At 68.0% G+C, this 14,845-nt stretch carries 14 protein-coding genes; 10 read left to right on the top strand and 4 right to left on the bottom strand.

Features of this window, described 5'->3' with window-relative positions:
* Positions 1–7 precede the first annotated feature (7 nt).
* Positions 8–1,147, top strand: a complete 1,140-nt coding sequence (rodA, locus tag RSP_RS04670; protein ID WP_002719488.1) for a rod shape-determining protein RodA — start codon at positions 8–10, stop codon at positions 1,145–1,147.
* A gap of 169 nt (positions 1,148–1,316) precedes the next feature.
* Here the strand turns inward: rodA and RSP_RS04665 are convergent, their stop codons facing one another.
* Entirely contained in the window at positions 1,317–2,183 is an 867-nt protein-coding gene (locus tag RSP_RS04665) for a MurR/RpiR family transcriptional regulator (protein WP_002719487.1), read from the bottom strand.
* A 159-nt stretch (positions 2,184–2,342) separates the two neighbouring features.
* Between RSP_RS04665 and RSP_RS04660 the strand changes: the two genes are divergently transcribed.
* From RSP_RS04660 to RSP_RS04625, 8 genes are all read left to right on the top strand, one after another.
* Positions 2,343–3,122 (top strand): N-formylglutamate amidohydrolase, encoded by a 780-nt coding sequence (locus tag RSP_RS04660; RefSeq protein ID WP_002719486.1) that lies wholly within the window; start codon positions 2,343–2,345, stop codon positions 3,120–3,122.
* Between the two features lie 4 nt (positions 3,123–3,126).
* Positions 3,127–3,633 (top strand): TRAP transporter small permease subunit, encoded by a 507-nt coding sequence (locus RSP_RS04655; protein WP_002719485.1) that lies wholly within the window; start codon positions 3,127–3,129, stop codon positions 3,631–3,633.
* A complete protein-coding gene (locus RSP_RS04650; RefSeq protein ID WP_002719484.1) occupies positions 3,633–4,958 on the top strand; it encodes a TRAP transporter large permease in 1,326 nt (441 codons plus the stop codon). The genes RSP_RS04655 and RSP_RS04650 overlap by 1 nt, the downstream gene beginning before the upstream one ends.
* Before the next feature lie 56 nt (positions 4,959–5,014).
* A complete protein-coding gene (locus RSP_RS04645) occupies positions 5,015–6,052 on the top strand; it encodes a TRAP transporter substrate-binding protein (protein WP_002719483.1) in 1,038 nt (345 codons plus the stop codon).
* A 75-nt stretch (positions 6,053–6,127) separates the two neighbouring features.
* Complete coding sequence (locus RSP_RS04640; RefSeq protein ID WP_002719482.1) at positions 6,128–7,507, top strand: glutamine synthetase family protein; 1,380 nt, start codon at positions 6,128–6,130, stop codon at positions 7,505–7,507.
* A gap of 12 nt (positions 7,508–7,519) precedes the next feature.
* Positions 7,520–8,908, top strand: a complete 1,389-nt coding sequence (locus RSP_RS04635; RefSeq protein ID WP_011337399.1) for an aldehyde dehydrogenase family protein — start codon at positions 7,520–7,522, stop codon at positions 8,906–8,908.
* A complete protein-coding gene (locus RSP_RS04630) occupies positions 8,905–10,050 on the top strand; it encodes an iron-containing alcohol dehydrogenase (RefSeq protein WP_011337398.1) in 1,146 nt (381 codons plus the stop codon). The genes RSP_RS04635 and RSP_RS04630 overlap by 4 nt, the downstream gene beginning before the upstream one ends.
* A 46-nt stretch (positions 10,051–10,096) precedes the next feature.
* Positions 10,097–11,338, top strand: a complete 1,242-nt coding sequence (locus RSP_RS04625; protein ID WP_011337397.1) for an NAD(P)/FAD-dependent oxidoreductase — start codon at positions 10,097–10,099, stop codon at positions 11,336–11,338.
* Between the two features lie 181 nt (positions 11,339–11,519).
* Here RSP_RS04625 and RSP_RS04620 read toward each other — a convergent pair whose 3' ends face one another.
* From RSP_RS04620 to RSP_RS04610, 3 genes are all read right to left on the bottom strand, one after another.
* Positions 11,520–11,825: a hypothetical protein gene (locus RSP_RS04620; RefSeq protein ID WP_011337396.1), complete on the bottom strand. Its 306-nt coding sequence runs from the start codon at positions 11,823–11,825 to the stop codon at positions 11,520–11,522.
* 90 nt (positions 11,826–11,915) lie between these two features.
* Positions 11,916–12,734, bottom strand: coding sequence for an aldo/keto reductase (locus tag RSP_RS04615; RefSeq protein ID WP_011337395.1), 819 nt, complete (start codon positions 12,732–12,734; stop codon positions 11,916–11,918).
* A gap of 327 nt (positions 12,735–13,061) precedes the next feature.
* Entirely contained in the window at positions 13,062–14,048 is a 987-nt protein-coding gene (locus RSP_RS04610; protein ID WP_011337394.1) for a 2-hydroxyacid dehydrogenase, read from the bottom strand.
* Between the two features lie 97 nt (positions 14,049–14,145).
* Here RSP_RS04610 and RSP_RS04605 point away from each other — a divergent pair, with 97 nt between their 5' ends.
* Positions 14,146–14,757, top strand: coding sequence for an SH3 domain-containing protein (locus tag RSP_RS04605; RefSeq protein WP_017140140.1), 612 nt, complete (start codon positions 14,146–14,148; stop codon positions 14,755–14,757).
* Positions 14,758–14,845: the final 88 nt, after the last annotated feature.

Below are 14,845 nucleotides of genomic sequence, written 5' to 3'. Positions count from 1 at the left end.
GGCTGCCATGAGCTTTCTCGAATATCGCGTGAAGACCGCCCCCACGGGCCTTGCCAAGGTGCTCCACATCAACTGGGCGCTGGTGCTGCTGGTCACGGCCACGGCCTCGGTCGGCTGGCTCATGCTGACCTCGGTCGCGGGCGGCGACATCGACACCTGGGCCGGGCCGCAGATGAAGCGTTTCGCCGTGGGCCTCGTGCTGATGTTCAGCGTGGCCTTCGTGCCGATCTGGTTCTGGCGCAACATGGCGGGGCTGGCCTACATCGTGTCGCTGGCGCTTCTCGTGGTCGTCGAGTTCTTCGGCACCGTGGGGATGGGCGCGCAGCGCTGGATCGCGCTCGGCCCGGTGGTGCTGCAGCCCTCGGAAATGGCCAAGGTCACGCTGGTGATGATGCTTGCGGCCTATTACGACTGGCTCGATCCGAAGAAGGTCTCGCGCCCGCTCTGGGTGCTGCTGCCGGTGCTCATCATCCTCGTGCCGACGGCGCTCGTCGTGATCCAGCCGAACCTCGGGACGGCCCTCCTTCTGCTGATGGTGGGGGCGGCGGTCATGTTCCTTGCGGGGGTGAGCCTGTGGTATTTCGGCGTGGTGGCCGCGATGGGCGTGGGCGCCGTCTTCTCGGTCTTCTCGCTGCGGGGCACGCCGTGGCAGTTCCTGCATGACTACCAGTATCGCCGGATCGACACGTTCTTCGACCCCACGGCCGACCCGCTCGGGGCGGGCTACAACATCATCCAGGCCAAGATCGCGCTCGGCTCGGGCGGCTGGGCGGGCAAGGGCTTCATGCAGGGCACCCAGAGCCGGCTGAACTTCCTGCCCGAGAAGCACACGGACTTCATCTTCAACACTCTGGCCGAGGAATTCGGCTTCGTGGGCGCGGCCTCGCTTCTGGTGCTCTATGCGCTGGTGATCGCCTTCTGCGTGGCCTCGGCGATGCAGAACCGCGACCGGTTCTCGTCGCTGCTGATCCTCGGGATCGCGGCCAACTTCTTCTTCTATCTCGCGGTGAACCTGTCGATGGTGATGGGCATGGCCCCCGTCGTGGGCGTGCCGCTGCCGCTGGTCAGCTACGGCGGTTCGGCCATGCTGGTGCTGATGGTGGCCTTCGGCCTCGTGCAGAGCGCGCATGTCCACCGGCTGAGGTGATCTCGCAGACGGTCGGGCGGAGGTCTTTGCCCGTCAGGGCGGTGGTGCCTGCGCGTCCGCCACTTGTCCCTGCCCATCGGCAGGGCCTTGAAGGGCAGCCCAAGGCGCCGATTTGCCTGCCGCGGGCTCGGGCAGCCCTGCCGCGGAAGGGACCTCGCCGGGCGGGCGTCTAACGGTGGCGGCGGAAGACGCGGTTGCGGGCGTAGAGATCCTCGAGCCGCTTCATCCGCTCTTCCGTCTGCTCCCAGGTCAGGCTCTGCACCGCCGAGATCAGGCTCTCGACCAGCACCAGCATTGCGACCGTCGAGTCCCAGGCTGACGGCACCTCGATCTGGCAGGAGAAGGTGTGGCGCGCATGGACCGCCGCGGGCGAGATCCAGCGGTCGGTCATCAGCACCACCTCGACCCCCTGCTCGACCGCCATCTCGGCCACCTGCAGCACCATGTTCTCGTAGCGGCGGATGTCGAAAAGCAGGAGGATGTCGCCCCGCCCCATGTCGAGGAGCGCCGGCGGCCAGGTGCTCGACATGTCGGACATGAGCGTGACCTCGGGACGGGTCACCTTCATCAGGGTGGCGAAATAATCGGCGAGCGCATGGGTGATGCGGCCGCCGAGGACGAAGATCCGCCGCTCGGGATCCGCAAGGAGGCGCGCCGCCGCATCGAACTCGGCATGGTCGATCTGGCTCAGCGTCGCCTGAAGATTGGCCACCACCGCATCGGCGAACCGGTTGAGGATGTGGGTGTCGGGCACCCCGCCGGCCCAGCGGTCGTGCTTGGCCAGAGGCGAAAGGAGCATCGCCTCGACCTCGCCGCGCAGGCCCGACTGGAAGTCGGGATAGCCCTTGAACCCCAGCTTCTGCACCAGACGCACCACGGTCGGCGTCGAGACGTCGGCCGCCTTGGCGAGCGCCGTGATCGAGCCGAGCGCCGCCACCGGATACTGCCGCAGGATATGCGTGGCAAGCTGGCGCTCGGCCCGGGTCATGTCGGGCAGCGCCGAGCGCATGAGTTCCTCGATGCTGGACAGGCCCATTCCGCCTCCTCACGTCCGCCGCTTGCGCGGGCATTGCGCGGCGGAATCCGCCTCCGCCGCAGTAAACATCTTAACAGCTTCGGTCGCGAAGAAAAATTCTTGACAGACCGGAGCCCCCCGGTGGAGCCTTTGTGGCAACAGGGAATGAATCGGACAATAATGACCTTCGCCGACATGACGCCGGATCGGTATCCGGCCATCCTCGAGAATGCGTCCGCGCGCAGCCGCTTCCTCTTGGTCTGCGAACATGCCTCGCATGCGATTCCGGGCCGCTGGGGCGATCTGGGGCTGCCGGAAGAGCTGCGGCAGGCCCATATCGCATGGGATCCGGGTGCGCTCGGACTGTCGCGCGGGCTGGCGCGGCGGCTTGACGCAGGCCTTGTTCACGCACCGGTGTCGCGGCTCGTCTACGATTGCAATCGGGCGCCGGATCAGCCGGGCGCGATGGCGGAGCGTTCCGAGATGCACGAGATCCCCGGCAATCGCCGCCTCTCTCCCGAAGAGCGCGCCGCGCGCACCGCGGCGATCTACGCGCCCTTCCACGCCGACCTGCGGGCCGAGATCGTGCGGCGCCTTGCCCAGGGCGTGCCCCCGGTGCTGGTGACGATCCATTCCTTCACCCCGGTCTGGCACGGAAAGCCGCGCGCGGTCGAGTTCGGCATCATCCACGACCACGATCCGGCCTTGGCGCTGGCCGTGCTCGAGGAAAGCCGCGACAGTGGACTCGTCTGCGGACTGAACGAGCCCTATTCTGCCGCCGACGACGTGACCCACACGCTGCGCCTTCAGGCCCTGCCCTATGGACTTGCGAATGTGATGCTCGAGATCCGCAACGATCTGATCGCCACGCCGGAGGCCGAAGAGGCCATGGCGGACCGGCTGGCCCCCATCCTCGCCCGCGCGCTCGGATCGCTCGCGGCGCCGGCCATGGCGGGCTGAGCCGATGCCGCGGGCCCTTGTCGCCTTCGTCCGGCTGGTCGACCGGCTGAACTACGGGATCGGCCGCTTCGCCATGTATCTGCTGTTCGTGCTGATGGGCGTGCTGCTCTGGTCCTCGGTCTCGAAGGTCTTCTTCAACCCGTCGCTCTGGACGCTCGAGATGGCCCAGTTCGTGATGGTGGCCTATTTCATCCTCGGCGGGCCCTATTCGCTGCAGATGGGCAGCCATGTGCGGATGGACCTGCTCTATGCCGACTGGCCTCTGCGCAAGAAGAGCTGGTGGGACGCGATCACGATCTTCGCCGTGATCCTCTATCTCGGCGTCATGCTCTGGGGCGCGGTCGACAGCACCCTCTATTCGCTGCAGTACAACGAGCGCAGCCCGACCGCCTGGCGCCCCTATCTCTGGCCCATCAAGATTGTGATGTGCGTGGGCTTCGTCCTGATGATCCTGCAATGTCTCGCGATCCTCGTCCGTGACATCGCCACGCTGCGCGGGAAGACGATCTGATGTCCTACGAGATGATCGCCATCCTGATGTTCTCGGCCATGCTGCTCATGATGCTGACCGGGCAGCGCGTCTTCGGCGTGATCGGCTTCGTGGCCGTGGTGGCCTCGCTCGCGCTCTGGGGCACGGGCGGGCAGAGCATGGGCTTCTCGGCCGCGATGAAGCTCATGAAATGGTATCCGCTGCTGACGCTGCCCATGTTCATCTTCATGGGCTATGTCATGAGCGAGAGCCGCCTCGCCGACGATCTTTACCGCATGTTCCATGTCTGGTTCGGCCCCGTGCCCGGCGGCCTTGCCATCGGGACGATCCTCCTCATGGTGCTGATCTCGGCCATGAACGGCCTTTCGGTCGCGGGCATGGCCATCGGCTCGACCATCGCGCTGCCCGAGCTTCTGCGGCGGCGCTACGACAAGCTGATGGTGACGGGCGTGATTCAGGCGGGGTCGAGCCTCGGCATCCTGATCCCGCCCTCGGTGGTCCTCGTGCTCTATGCGATGATCGCGCGCCAGCCGGTGGGGCAGCTCTGGCTGGCCGGCGTGGTGCCGGGGCTGATGATGGCGGGCATGTTCGTGGCCTACATCTGGCTCCGCTGCCGGCTGAACCCCGCGCTCGGCCCGGTGCTGCCGCCCGAGGAACTGGCCGCGGTGCCGCGGTCGGAAAAGATGCGCCTGCTGGCCGCCGGTCTCCTGCCGCTCGGCATCTTCGCCGCGATGATGGTGCCCTTCGTCAACGGCTGGACGAGCCTCGTCGAAAGCTCGGTGATCGGGGCGCTGGTGACGGTGCTGGCCGCGGTCGTGAAGGGCCGCTTCACCCGCGAGGTGTTCGAGACCTCGACGCGGGCGACGCTCGCCATCTCCTGCATGTTCATGTGGATCATCCTCGCGGCGCTGGCCTTCGGCGCGGTCTTCGACGGTCTGGGCGCCGTGCGCGCGATCCAGGGCTTCTTCGTCGACCGGCTGGAGCTGTCGCCCTGGACCATCCTCATCATGATGCAGCTCTCCTACCTCATCATGGGGATGTTCCTCGACGACACGGCGATGCTCGTCATCGTCGCGCCGCTCTATGTGCCGCTGGTGGGGGCGCTGGGGTTCGATCTGATCTGGTACGGCGTGCTCTACACGATCACCTGTCAGGTGGCCTATCTCACGCCGCCCTTCGGCTACAACCTGTTCCTGATGCGCGCCATGGCGCCGCCCGAGATCACCATCGGCGACATCTACCGCTCGATCGTGCCGTTCGTGGGGGTCATGGTGCTGGCGCTGGTGCTGGTGATGGCCTTCCCCGAGATCGCGCTCTGGCTGCCGGAGACGCTCTACGCCAAGTAACGATTCACCAACGAGAGGCGGCCCGAACCGCCCCGACCCATCAACGGAGGTATGACATGACGACCAGACGGAAGTTCATCACCACGGGCGCGCTCGCGGGGGCTGCGGGCCTTGCCGCGCCGGCCGTGACGCGGGCGCAGGCGCCGATCAAGTGGCGGATGCAGACCTATGCGGGCGCGGCCTTGGGCGAGCATGTGGTGAAGCCCGCGGTGGAGGCCTTCAACACCATCGCCCAAGGTCAGATGGAGATCGAGCTCTATTACTCCGACCAGCTCGTGCCCACGGCCGAGCTCTTTCAGGCGATGCAGCGCGGGACCATCGACTGCGTCCAGTCGGACGATGACTCGATGGCCTCGCCGACCGAGGTGACCGTGTTCGGCGGCTACTTCCCGCTGGCGCTGCGCTATTCGCTCGATGTGCCCGCGCTCTTCAACAAATACGGGCTGGGCGCGATCTGGGCTGAGGAATATGCCAAGGTGGGCGTGAAGCACATCTCGGCGGGCTCGTGGGATCCGTGCAACTTCTCGACCAAGAAGCCGATCAACAGCCTGAGCGACCTTCAGGGCCTGCGCATCTTCACCTTCCCCACCGCGGGGCGCTTCCTCACCCGCTTCGGCGTGGTGCCGGTGACGCTGCCGTGGGAGGATGTGGAGGTGGCGCTCCAGACCGGCGAGCTCGACGGGCTGGCCTGGTCGGGCATCACCGAGGTCTATACGGTCGGCTGGGCCAACGTCACCGACTATTTCCTGACCAACAACATCTCGGGCGCCTGGATCGGGCATTTCTTCGCCAACATGGACCGCTGGAACGAGGTGCCGCCGCATCTGCAGGAGCTGCTGCGCGTCTGTTTCGAACAGTCGCACTACTACCGGCAGCACTGGTACTGGGCCGGCGAGGCCTATCTGCGGGTGAACGAGACCAAGCTCAAGCTGACCACGATCCCGGATGCGGAATGGAAGCAGGTCGAGGATGCGGCCGTCGAGTTCTGGGACGAGATCGCGCAGGAATCCGAGGTGAAGGCCAAGGTCGTCTCGATCATCAAGGACTACAATGAGACGATGAAGAAGGCAGGCCCGCCCTACCGCTTCTCCTGATCCCCCGCTCCCGGGCGGCCCTATGCGGGCCGCCCCTCCGCACGCCCGCCCGCCCGCGACTGAACGAGGAAGAACATGCCCGGCAACATGACATTCGATGAGCTGAAGGAAGCGGTGGAGAGCGGCGGGATCGATACCGTGCTCGTGGCCTGTGTGGACATGCAGGGCCGCCTGATGGGCAAGCGCTTCCACGCGCAGTATTTCATCGACGGCGGGCATCACGAGACCCACTGCTGCGACTATCTCCTGGCCATCGACATGGAGATGACCACCGTCCCCGGCTACAAGAATTCGGGCTGGGAAAAGGGCTACGGCGACTATGTCATGAAGCCCGACATGGCCACGCTGCGCGCCCTGCCCTGGATGCCGGGCACGGCGCTCGTGCTCTGCGACCTGCTCGACCATCACCACAACGACGTGCCCCAGAGCCCGCGCGCCATCCTCAAGCGCCAGATCGCCCGGGCCGAAGCCATGGGCTTCAAGGCCATGATGGCCACCGAGCTCGAGTTCTTCCTGTTCGAGACCTCGTTCGACGCGGTGCGCAACTCGATGCAGGCCTCGGGCCAGATCCGCGACCTGAAGCCGATTTCGGCCTACAACGAGGATTACCACATCTTCCAGACCTCGAAGGAGGAAGAGGTGATGCGCGCCCTGAGGAACGGCCTCTATGGCGCGGGAATCCCTGTGGAATGTTCCAAGGGTGAGGCTGACGCGGGGCAGGAGGAGATCAACGTCAAATATTCGGACGCGCTCGACACGGCCGACAATCACGCGATCACCAAGACCGCCGTCAAGGACATCGCCCATGCCGCGGGCAAGTCGGTGACCTTCATGGCGAAATACGACCACCGCCGCGCGGGCTCGTCGAGCCATGTGCACCAGTCGCTCTGGACCCTCGACGGCAAGCCCGCCTTCTTCGACCCCGAGGCCCCGCACGGCATGTCGGAGCTGATGCGCCAGTTTCTCGCGGGCCAGCTGGCCCATGCCGAGGAGATCACCGCCTTCCTCGCGCCCTATGTGAACAGCTACAAGCGGTTCTGCGTCGGCATGTTCGCCCCCACGAAAGCCGTCTGGAGCCGCGACAACCGCACCGCGGGCTTCCGCGTCTGCGGCGAGGGCACCAAGGCCATCCGCGTCGAATGCCGGATCGGGGGCGCTGATCTCAACCCCTATCTCGCCTGCGCGGCGCTGCTTGCGGCGGGGCTTGACGGCATCGAGAAGAAGATGGATCTCGAGGCGGAGATGCGGGGCGACATGTACAGCACCGCGGGCGTCCGCGAGATCCCGAAGACGCTCCGCGCGGCGGCGGAACGGCTCAAGGGCTCGACGATGCTGCGCGAGGCAATGGGCGACGAGGTCGTCGAGCATTATCACCATGCGGCGGAGTGGGAGATCTCCGAGCAGGACCGCGTGGTCACCGATTTCGAACTGGCCCGCCTCTTCGAGCGCGCCTGAACGGGGAACATCATGACGAAACCGATCCAGCTGATCTCGCCCGTCGACGGGCGGGTCTATGCCGAGCGGATGCCGCTCTCGATGGCCGATGCCAAGGCGATGGCCCGCCGGGCGCGGGCCGCACAGCCCGCATGGGCCGCACGCCCTCTGGAAGAGCGCATCGCGCTGGTCAAGGCCGGTGTGGCGAAGCTGAACGAGATGAAGGACCTCGTGGTCGAGGAACTGGCCTGGCAGATGGGCCGTCCCACCCGCTTCGGCGGCGAGTTCGGCGGCGTGAACGACCGCACCTCCTACATGGCGGAGATCGCCGCCGAGACGCTGGCGCCGACCGTGGTCGAGGCCTCGGACCGGTTCGAGCGCCGCATCGTGCGGGAAGCCGTGGGCGTGGTGCTGATCGTGGCGCCCTGGAACTACCCTTACCTCACCACCATCAACACGCTGGTGCCGGCGCTGATCGCGGGCAACAGCGTGGTTCTGAAACATGCGAGCCAGACGCTTCTCGTGGGCGAACGGCTGGCGGACGCCTTCCATGCGGCGGGCGTGCCGGAGGATGTGTTCCAGAATGTCGTGCTGGATCACGGCACCACCGAGGCGCTGATCGGCGCGCGGGCCTTCAACTTCGTGAACTTCACCGGCTCCGTCTCGGGCGGCTATGCCATCGAGCGCGCGGCGGCGGGCACCTTCACCGCGACCGGGCTCGAGCTTGGCGGCAAGGACCCGGGGTATGTCCGGGCGGATGCGGATCTCGATGCGGCGGTCGACAGCCTGATGGACGGCGCGATGTTCAACGCGGGCCAGTGCTGCTGCGGGATCGAGCGGATCTATGTCCACGAGAGCCTCTACGATGCCTTCGTCGAGAAGGCGGTCGCCTGGGTCAAGGCGCTGAAGCTCGGCAATCCGTTCGAGCCCGAGACGACGCTCGGGCCGATGGCGAATGTCCGCTTCGCGCGCGTCGTGCGCGAGCAGGTGGCCGAGGCGGTGGCCGCCGGCGCCAAGCCGCTGATCGACCCCGCCCTCTTCCCGGCCGATGACGGCGGCGCCTATCTCGCGCCGCAGATCCTCGTGAACGTCACCCACGACATGCGGGTGATGAAGGAAGAGAGCTTCGGCCCCGTGGTGGGCATCATGAAGGTCTCGGGCGACGAGGAGGCGATCGGCCTCATGAACGACAGCCCCTATGGCCTGACCTGCTCGCTCTGGACCGAGGACGCCGAAGCCGCGGCCGAGATCGGCGCGCGGCTCGAGACCGGCACCGTCTACATGAACCGCTGCGACTATCTCGATCCCGCCCTCTGCTGGACGGGCTGCAAGGACACCGGACGGGGCGCCGCGCTCTCCGCTCTGGGCTACATGTCGGTCACGCGGCCGAAATCCTACCATCTCAAGAAGGTGACGAAATGACCCTCCGGGCGAACTGGTCCTATCCGACTGCCGTGAAGTTCGGCGCGGGCCGCATCGCGGAACTGGCCGAGCAGTGCAAGGCTGTCGGGCTGAAGAAGCCGCTCCTCGTGACGGACAAGGCTCTGGCCGCGCTGCCGATCACGGCGGCGGCGCTCGACCAGCTGGAGGCGGCGGGTCTCGGGCGCGCCTGCTTCTCCGACGTCGATCCGAACCCGAACGAGAAGAACATGGAAGCGGGCATCGCGGTCTACAAGGCGGGCGGCCATGACGGGGTGATCTGCTTCGGCGGCGGCTCGGCGCTGGACCTCGGCAAGATGATCGCGCTGATGCACGATCAGACCGTCTCGGTCTGGGATCTCGAGGATATCGGCGACTGGTGGACCCGGGCCGACGCCGCGAAGATCGCGCCGATCCTCGCGGTGCCGACCACGGCCGGCACCGGCTCGGAAGTGGGCCGAGCGGGTGTGCTGACCAACTCCGAGACGCACAAGAAGAAGATCATCTTCCATCCGAAACTTCTGCCCGCGGTCACGATCTGCGACCCCGAGCTGACGGTGGGGATGCCGAAATTCATCACCGCGGGCACCGGCATGGATGCGCTGGCCCACTGTCTCGAGGCCTATTGCTCGCCCTTCTACCATCCGATGAGCCAGGGCATCGCGCTGGAAGGGATGCGGCTTGTGTTCGAGAACCTGCCGAAGGTCTATGCCACGCCGGGCGACCTCGAAGCGCGCGCCCACATGATGAGCGCGGCCGCGATGGGGGCGGTGGCCTTCCAGAAGGGCCTCGGCGCCATCCATTCGCTGAGCCATCCGGTGGGCGCGGTCTACAACACCCACCACGGCACGACGAACGCCGTGGTCATGCCCATGGTGCTCGACTTCAACCGGCCCGCCATCGAGGAGAAGATCGAACGGGCGGCAGCCTATCTTGGAATCGAGGGCGGCTTCGACGGCTTCCGGGCGAAGATCATGGCGCTCCGGGCCGAGCTTGCGATCCCCGAGACCCTCTCGGCCATGGGCGTCGAGGCCTCGCGGCTCGACGAGCTGACCGAGATGGCGCTGGAAGATCCGTCCTGCGGCGGCAACCCGGTCGAGATGACGCGCGAGAACACCCGCGCGCTCTTCGAGGCCTGCCTCTGAGACGCGGCGGGCGGCCCGATCTTCGGGCTTCCCGCGGACCAAAGCGATGATCCAGCATCTTTCCTCGGACACGGTTGTCATCGGCGGAGGCGTGGTGGGTCTGACCATCGCGCTGACTGTCGCGCGACGTCACCGCTCGGTCATCCTGCTCGACCCCGAAGAGCCGGGGTCGGGCGCCTCCTACGGCAATGCGGGCACCATCGCCGATTATGCGGTGCTGCCCGTGGGCACGCCCGACGTGCTGCGGCAACTGCCCTCGCTGATGTTCGACCGGAACTCACCGCTGGCGATCCGGCACATGGCGCTGCCGTCGCTCGCGCCGTGGCTCGCGCGCTTCCTGCGCCAGTCGCTGCCCGCACCGGCGCGCCGCAATGCGCAGGCCATCGCGGCGCTTCTGGGCTCGGCCACGCGAAGCTGGGAAGATCTGGCGGTCGAGGTGGAGGGCACGGCGCTTCTGAACCGGCGCGGCTGCCTCTATGCCTACGAGACCCCGCAGGCCGCCCGCGCCGCCGAGACCGACATGACGTTCCGCCGCACGCTGGGCGTGACAGTCGAGCTGCTCTCCGCGGCCGAGTTCGCCGCGATGGAGCCCTCGCTGCCGCCGATGGCGGGCGCGGCCTATTTCCCGAAAGCCATCTTCCTGTCGGATCCGGGCCGGATGGTGGCGCTGATCGCCGAGGCGGCGCGCAAGGCGGGGGTGCAGATCGTGAAGGCGCGCGCCACCGGTCTCGAGCGCCGGGTCGACGGGGTGATCGTTTCGGGCCGCGCCCTCCAGATCCATGGACGGCGCGCAGTGATCGCGGCGGGCGCGCATTCCCGGGCGCTCGCGCTGTGCGCCGGAGACCGGGTCCCGCTCGACACCGAACGCGGCTACCATGTCGAGTGGGACATGGCGCAACCGCCGCTCACGCGGCCCACCTGCCCCACCGCGCGCGGCTTCTATCTCTGCCCGATGGCCGGGCGGCTGCGCGTCGCGGGCACGGTCGAGCTGGGTGGCCTTACCGCCCGGCCCTCGCCGCACCGGATCGCGCGGCTGGTGGCCGGCGCCCGCGCGATCTTCCCCCACCTGCCCGAGCCCACGCGCAGCTGGATGGGTTTCCGGCCCTCGATGCCCGACAGCCTGCCGGTGATCGGCCCCTCGGCGGCCGGCCCCGAGATCCTGCATGCCTACGGGCACGGCCATATCGGCCTCACCCTCGCCCCGATCACGGCACGGATCGTGGCCGACCTGCTCGATGCGAAGACACCGGAGCTCGACATCGCGCCCTATCTGCCGACGCGGTTCTGAAGCCGCGGCGACGGGCGCGGAGCGGGGCCTTCCTCCTTCGCGGCGAACGGTCCAGCGGTGCTCGCGGCGAGGGACAGGCCCTGTTCGGCAGCGGGAAGGCGCGGCCCCTGAGGGTCGCGAAGCGGGCAAAGCGGCCGATGGCGCTTGCGGCCAGGGACGGGCGCGCGCCGCCCCCTTGGTCTCAGCTCCCGAACTGCGGCACGAAGAGGCAGATCGTCTTGCCGTCCGGCTTTCCGTCGGTCGTGCAGAGATGGAAGCTGTTGCCCGCCTGTTTCGGCGTCTGCCGCAGCCGCTCGTCGTCATAGCCGATGATCTCGCCGGTGCGCCGGATCACCCAGCCTTTCGGCCCCGCCGTTACTTCGGTCTCGGCGATCGGGTGGCAGTCGCGGTCCGAGCAGCAGGTGAAGGGATACCAGTTGTGGGCGAACGCGCCCTCGGGCAGGACGAGGCAGGTCAGGAAGGCGGCGGATCGGAGCGGATGCGGCATGGAGGGTCCTCCGGAACGGACGCCGGCGGCCGGGGTCCGGCCGTCAGCCAGCCAACTTCGGCGGATCCTTCCAGCTCCTCTGCCGGGCGATCAGCCGAAGCTCTGCGGATCGGGACCGGTGCGCGTGCCCGCATCGAGGGCGGAGATCGCCGCGTGATCGGCCTCGGTCAGTTCGAAATCGAAGAGGGCGAGGTTCTCGGCCAGCCCCGCGCGCCGGGTCGAGCGCGGGATCACCGCGCAGCCGAGCTCGATGTGCCAGCGCAATACCACCTGCGCCGGGCTGCGGCCCGTCCGCTCGGCGATCTCGCGGATGGCCGGCGTCTCGAAGGCCATGCCGCGGCCGAGCGGGCTCCAGCTCTGGGTGACGATGCCGCGCTCGGCATGGCCCGCGCGCAGCTCGGCCTGCTGCAGCATCGGATGCAGCTCGATCTGGTTCAGCACCGGCGTCACGCCGGTCTCGGCGGTCAGCCGGTCGATCTGGTCCAGATCGAAGTTCGAGACACCGATCGAGGTGATCCGTCCCTCGTCGCGCAGCCGGATGAGCGCGCGCCATGTCTCGACATAGAGGTTCCGCTTCGGCGCGGGCCAGTGGATCAGGCAGAGGTCGAGCCGGTCGAGCCCAAGCCGCTTGAGGCTCTCCTCCACCGCCCGCAGGGCGGACTCGAAGCCCTGCGCATCGTTCCAGACCTTCGTGGTGACGAAGACCTTGTCGCGGGGCAGGCCCGAGGTCCTGAGGCCGTGGCCCAGACCCTCCTCGTTGCCGTAGATCGCGGCGCCGTCGGCCAGCCGGTAGCCCAGCTCCAGCGCCTCGCGCACCACCTCGGCCGTCCGATCCTCCGGCACCTGCCAGAGGCCGAAGCCGAGTTGCGGGATCCGGCTCCCGTCATGGAACTCGAGCGTGGCGGTCATGGCAGTCTCCTTGGTCTGTCGGTGGAAGGAGGATGGGCCGGGCGCGCCGCACGTCAAGGGCGAGCGGTGCGGAGGTCGGCCCGCATGCGCCACGGTGAGACAGGTGCGGCCCGAGCACAGCGGACGAGATCGGACCGCGGCGGCGCACCCGCGGAAGGACGGCCCTCTCGCCGATCCGTCGGACAACTGCTCCGGGAGAGAAGGCGACCCTCATGCCGGCCACAGTCCGGGCAGGGTCGCAGGGGCCCGGCCGGCGATGCCGTCAGCGCCCCGAGGCCCGCACCTCATCCCCGCAGGCGAGCCCTGCCGTTCCCCGGCGAGCGCCTGTCAGAGCATCGAGGGCAGCACCTGATCCGGCGGGCGGTGGCCGTCGGCGAAGGTCTTGATGTTCAGGATGACCTTCTCGCCCATCTCGATGCGGCCCTCGAGCGTGGCCGAGCCCATGTGCGGCAGGAGGACGACGTTCGGCAGCTCGCGCAGGCGGGGATTGATCTCGTGGCCGTGCTCGAACACGTCGAGACCCGCGCCCGCGATCTCGCCCGCGCGCAGCCCGCGCGTCAGGGCATTCTCGTCGATCACCTCGCCGCGCGAGGTGTTCACGATCACCGCCGTGGGCTTCAGCAGCTTCAGCCGCCGCGCGTTCAGCAGGTGGAAGGTCGAGGGCGTGTGCGGGCAATTGACCGAGATGATGTCCATGCGCGTCACCATCTGATCGAGGCTCTCCCAGAAGGTCGCGCCGACCTCGGCCTCGATCTCGGGGCGCAGGCGCTTGCGGTTGTGGTAGTGGATCTGCATCCCGAAGGCGTGGGCGCGCCGCGCGACCGCCTGCCCGATCCGGCCCATTCCGAGAATGCCGAGCCGCCGGCCGCGGAGCCGCCCGCCCAGATGCGCCATCGGCGACCAGCCGGGCCAGTCGCCCGATTGCATCTCGGTCAAGCCCTCCGGAATGCGGCGGGTGACCGCAAGGATCAGGGCGAGGGCCATGTCCGCCGTGTCCTCGGTCACGACATCGGGGGTGTTCGACACGAGGATGCCGCGCTGGCGCGCCGAGGCCACGTCGATGTGATCCACGCCCGCGCCGTAGTTCGCGATCAGCTTCAGCCTGGGCCCGGCCTGTGCCAGCATGTTGGCGTCGATGTCGTCGGTCAGGCACGGCACCAGCACGTCCGCACGCCCCATCGCCTCGATCAGATCCTCGCGCGACATCTGGGTATCGGGGTCGCGGAGCTCGACCCGGAACAGCTCCTTCATGCGGGCCTCGACCACGTCCGGCAGGCGTCGCGTGACGACAACAGTGAGGCGTTCCCCGGGCATTCTCTCTCTCCCTGCACTTCCAAATCCGGACATGTGGTGGCAAGGTGCCGCCAAGCGGGGCGCGGCACAAGCCCCGGCAGAGGCAGGACGGCGCGGCATGAAGGCATGTGCGCGCGAAAGGCGGAAAAGAGCGATGGGACGCAGGATCACGACGCTCGCGGCGGCGCTGGCGCTGGCAGTTTCGGTGGGGGCAGCGGGACAGGCCCGGGCGCAGGACGCCGAGGAGCCGGCCGACGACCTCGCCGCGATCGCCGCCGAGGCGGCGCCGGCCCCCGATCCGGGCGTGGGGCAGGTCACGAACCTGCCGCTGCCGCGCTATGTCTCGCTCAAGACCTCCGAGGGCAACGCCCGCCGCGGCCCCGGCCTCACGCACCGGATCGACTGGGTGTTCACCCGAGCGGGCATGCCGCTCCGCGTGACGGCGGAATACGAGCACTGGCGGCGGGTGGAGGATTTCGAGGGCGCCGGCGGCTGGGTGCATTATGCGCTGCTGTCGGGGGCGCGGACCGCAATGGTGGTGGCCGAGATGGCGGACCTGCACGAGGACCCGGCCAGCGGCTCGACCGTCACCGTCCATGCCCAGCGGGGGGTCGTGGTGCGGCTTCTCGAGTGCATGCGCGACTGGTGCCGGGTGAGTGCCGACGGCAACCGCGGCTGGGTCATCAAGACCGCCCTCTGGGGCGTGGATCCCGACGAGATCCTGCAATAGCCCCTTCCCTGCCCATTGCAGCCTGACGCCCGGCGGCCCGCCATTCGCGAAGCGCGAATGGCACGGAGGAGCGTCACCCCGCCCCCTG

The organism is Cereibacter sphaeroides 2.4.1 (genome assembly GCF_000012905.2).
GTDB classification, from domain to species: Bacteria; Pseudomonadota; Alphaproteobacteria; order Rhodobacterales; family Rhodobacteraceae; genus Cereibacter_A; species Cereibacter_A sphaeroides.
Note: the sequence above shows the minus strand (reverse complement) of the source record. Positions and strands in the feature narration are given on the sequence as shown.

Bases quoted from the DNA above. Each gene is read 5' to 3' on its own strand.
- rodA (WP_002719488.1), top strand. From the start codon at position 8: ATGAGCTTTCTCGAATATCGCGTGAAGACCGCCCCCACGGGCCTTGCC.
- RSP_RS04665 (WP_002719487.1), bottom strand. From the start codon at position 2,183: ATGGGCCTGTCCAGCATCGAGGAACTCATGCGCTCGGCGCTGCCCGAC.
- RSP_RS04660 (WP_002719486.1), top strand. From the start codon at position 2,343: ATGACCTTCGCCGACATGACGCCGGATCGGTATCCGGCCATCCTCGAG.
- RSP_RS04655 (WP_002719485.1), top strand. From the start codon at position 3,127: ATGCCGCGGGCCCTTGTCGCCTTCGTCCGGCTGGTCGACCGGCTGAAC.
- RSP_RS04650 (WP_002719484.1), top strand. From the start codon at position 3,633: ATGTCCTACGAGATGATCGCCATCCTGATGTTCTCGGCCATGCTGCTC.
- RSP_RS04645 (WP_002719483.1), top strand. From the start codon at position 5,015: ATGACGACCAGACGGAAGTTCATCACCACGGGCGCGCTCGCGGGGGCT.
- RSP_RS04640 (WP_002719482.1), top strand. From the start codon at position 6,128: ATGCCCGGCAACATGACATTCGATGAGCTGAAGGAAGCGGTGGAGAGC.
- RSP_RS04635 (WP_011337399.1), top strand. From the start codon at position 7,520: ATGACGAAACCGATCCAGCTGATCTCGCCCGTCGACGGGCGGGTCTAT.
- RSP_RS04630 (WP_011337398.1), top strand. From the start codon at position 8,905: ATGACCCTCCGGGCGAACTGGTCCTATCCGACTGCCGTGAAGTTCGGC.
- RSP_RS04625 (WP_011337397.1), top strand. From the start codon at position 10,097: ATGATCCAGCATCTTTCCTCGGACACGGTTGTCATCGGCGGAGGCGTG.
- RSP_RS04620 (WP_011337396.1), bottom strand. From the start codon at position 11,825: ATGCCGCATCCGCTCCGATCCGCCGCCTTCCTGACCTGCCTCGTCCTG.
- RSP_RS04615 (WP_011337395.1), bottom strand. From the start codon at position 12,734: ATGACCGCCACGCTCGAGTTCCATGACGGGAGCCGGATCCCGCAACTC.
- RSP_RS04610 (WP_011337394.1), bottom strand. From the start codon at position 14,048: ATGCCCGGGGAACGCCTCACTGTTGTCGTCACGCGACGCCTGCCGGAC.
- RSP_RS04605 (WP_017140140.1), top strand. From the start codon at position 14,146: ATGAAGGCATGTGCGCGCGAAAGGCGGAAAAGAGCGATGGGACGCAGG.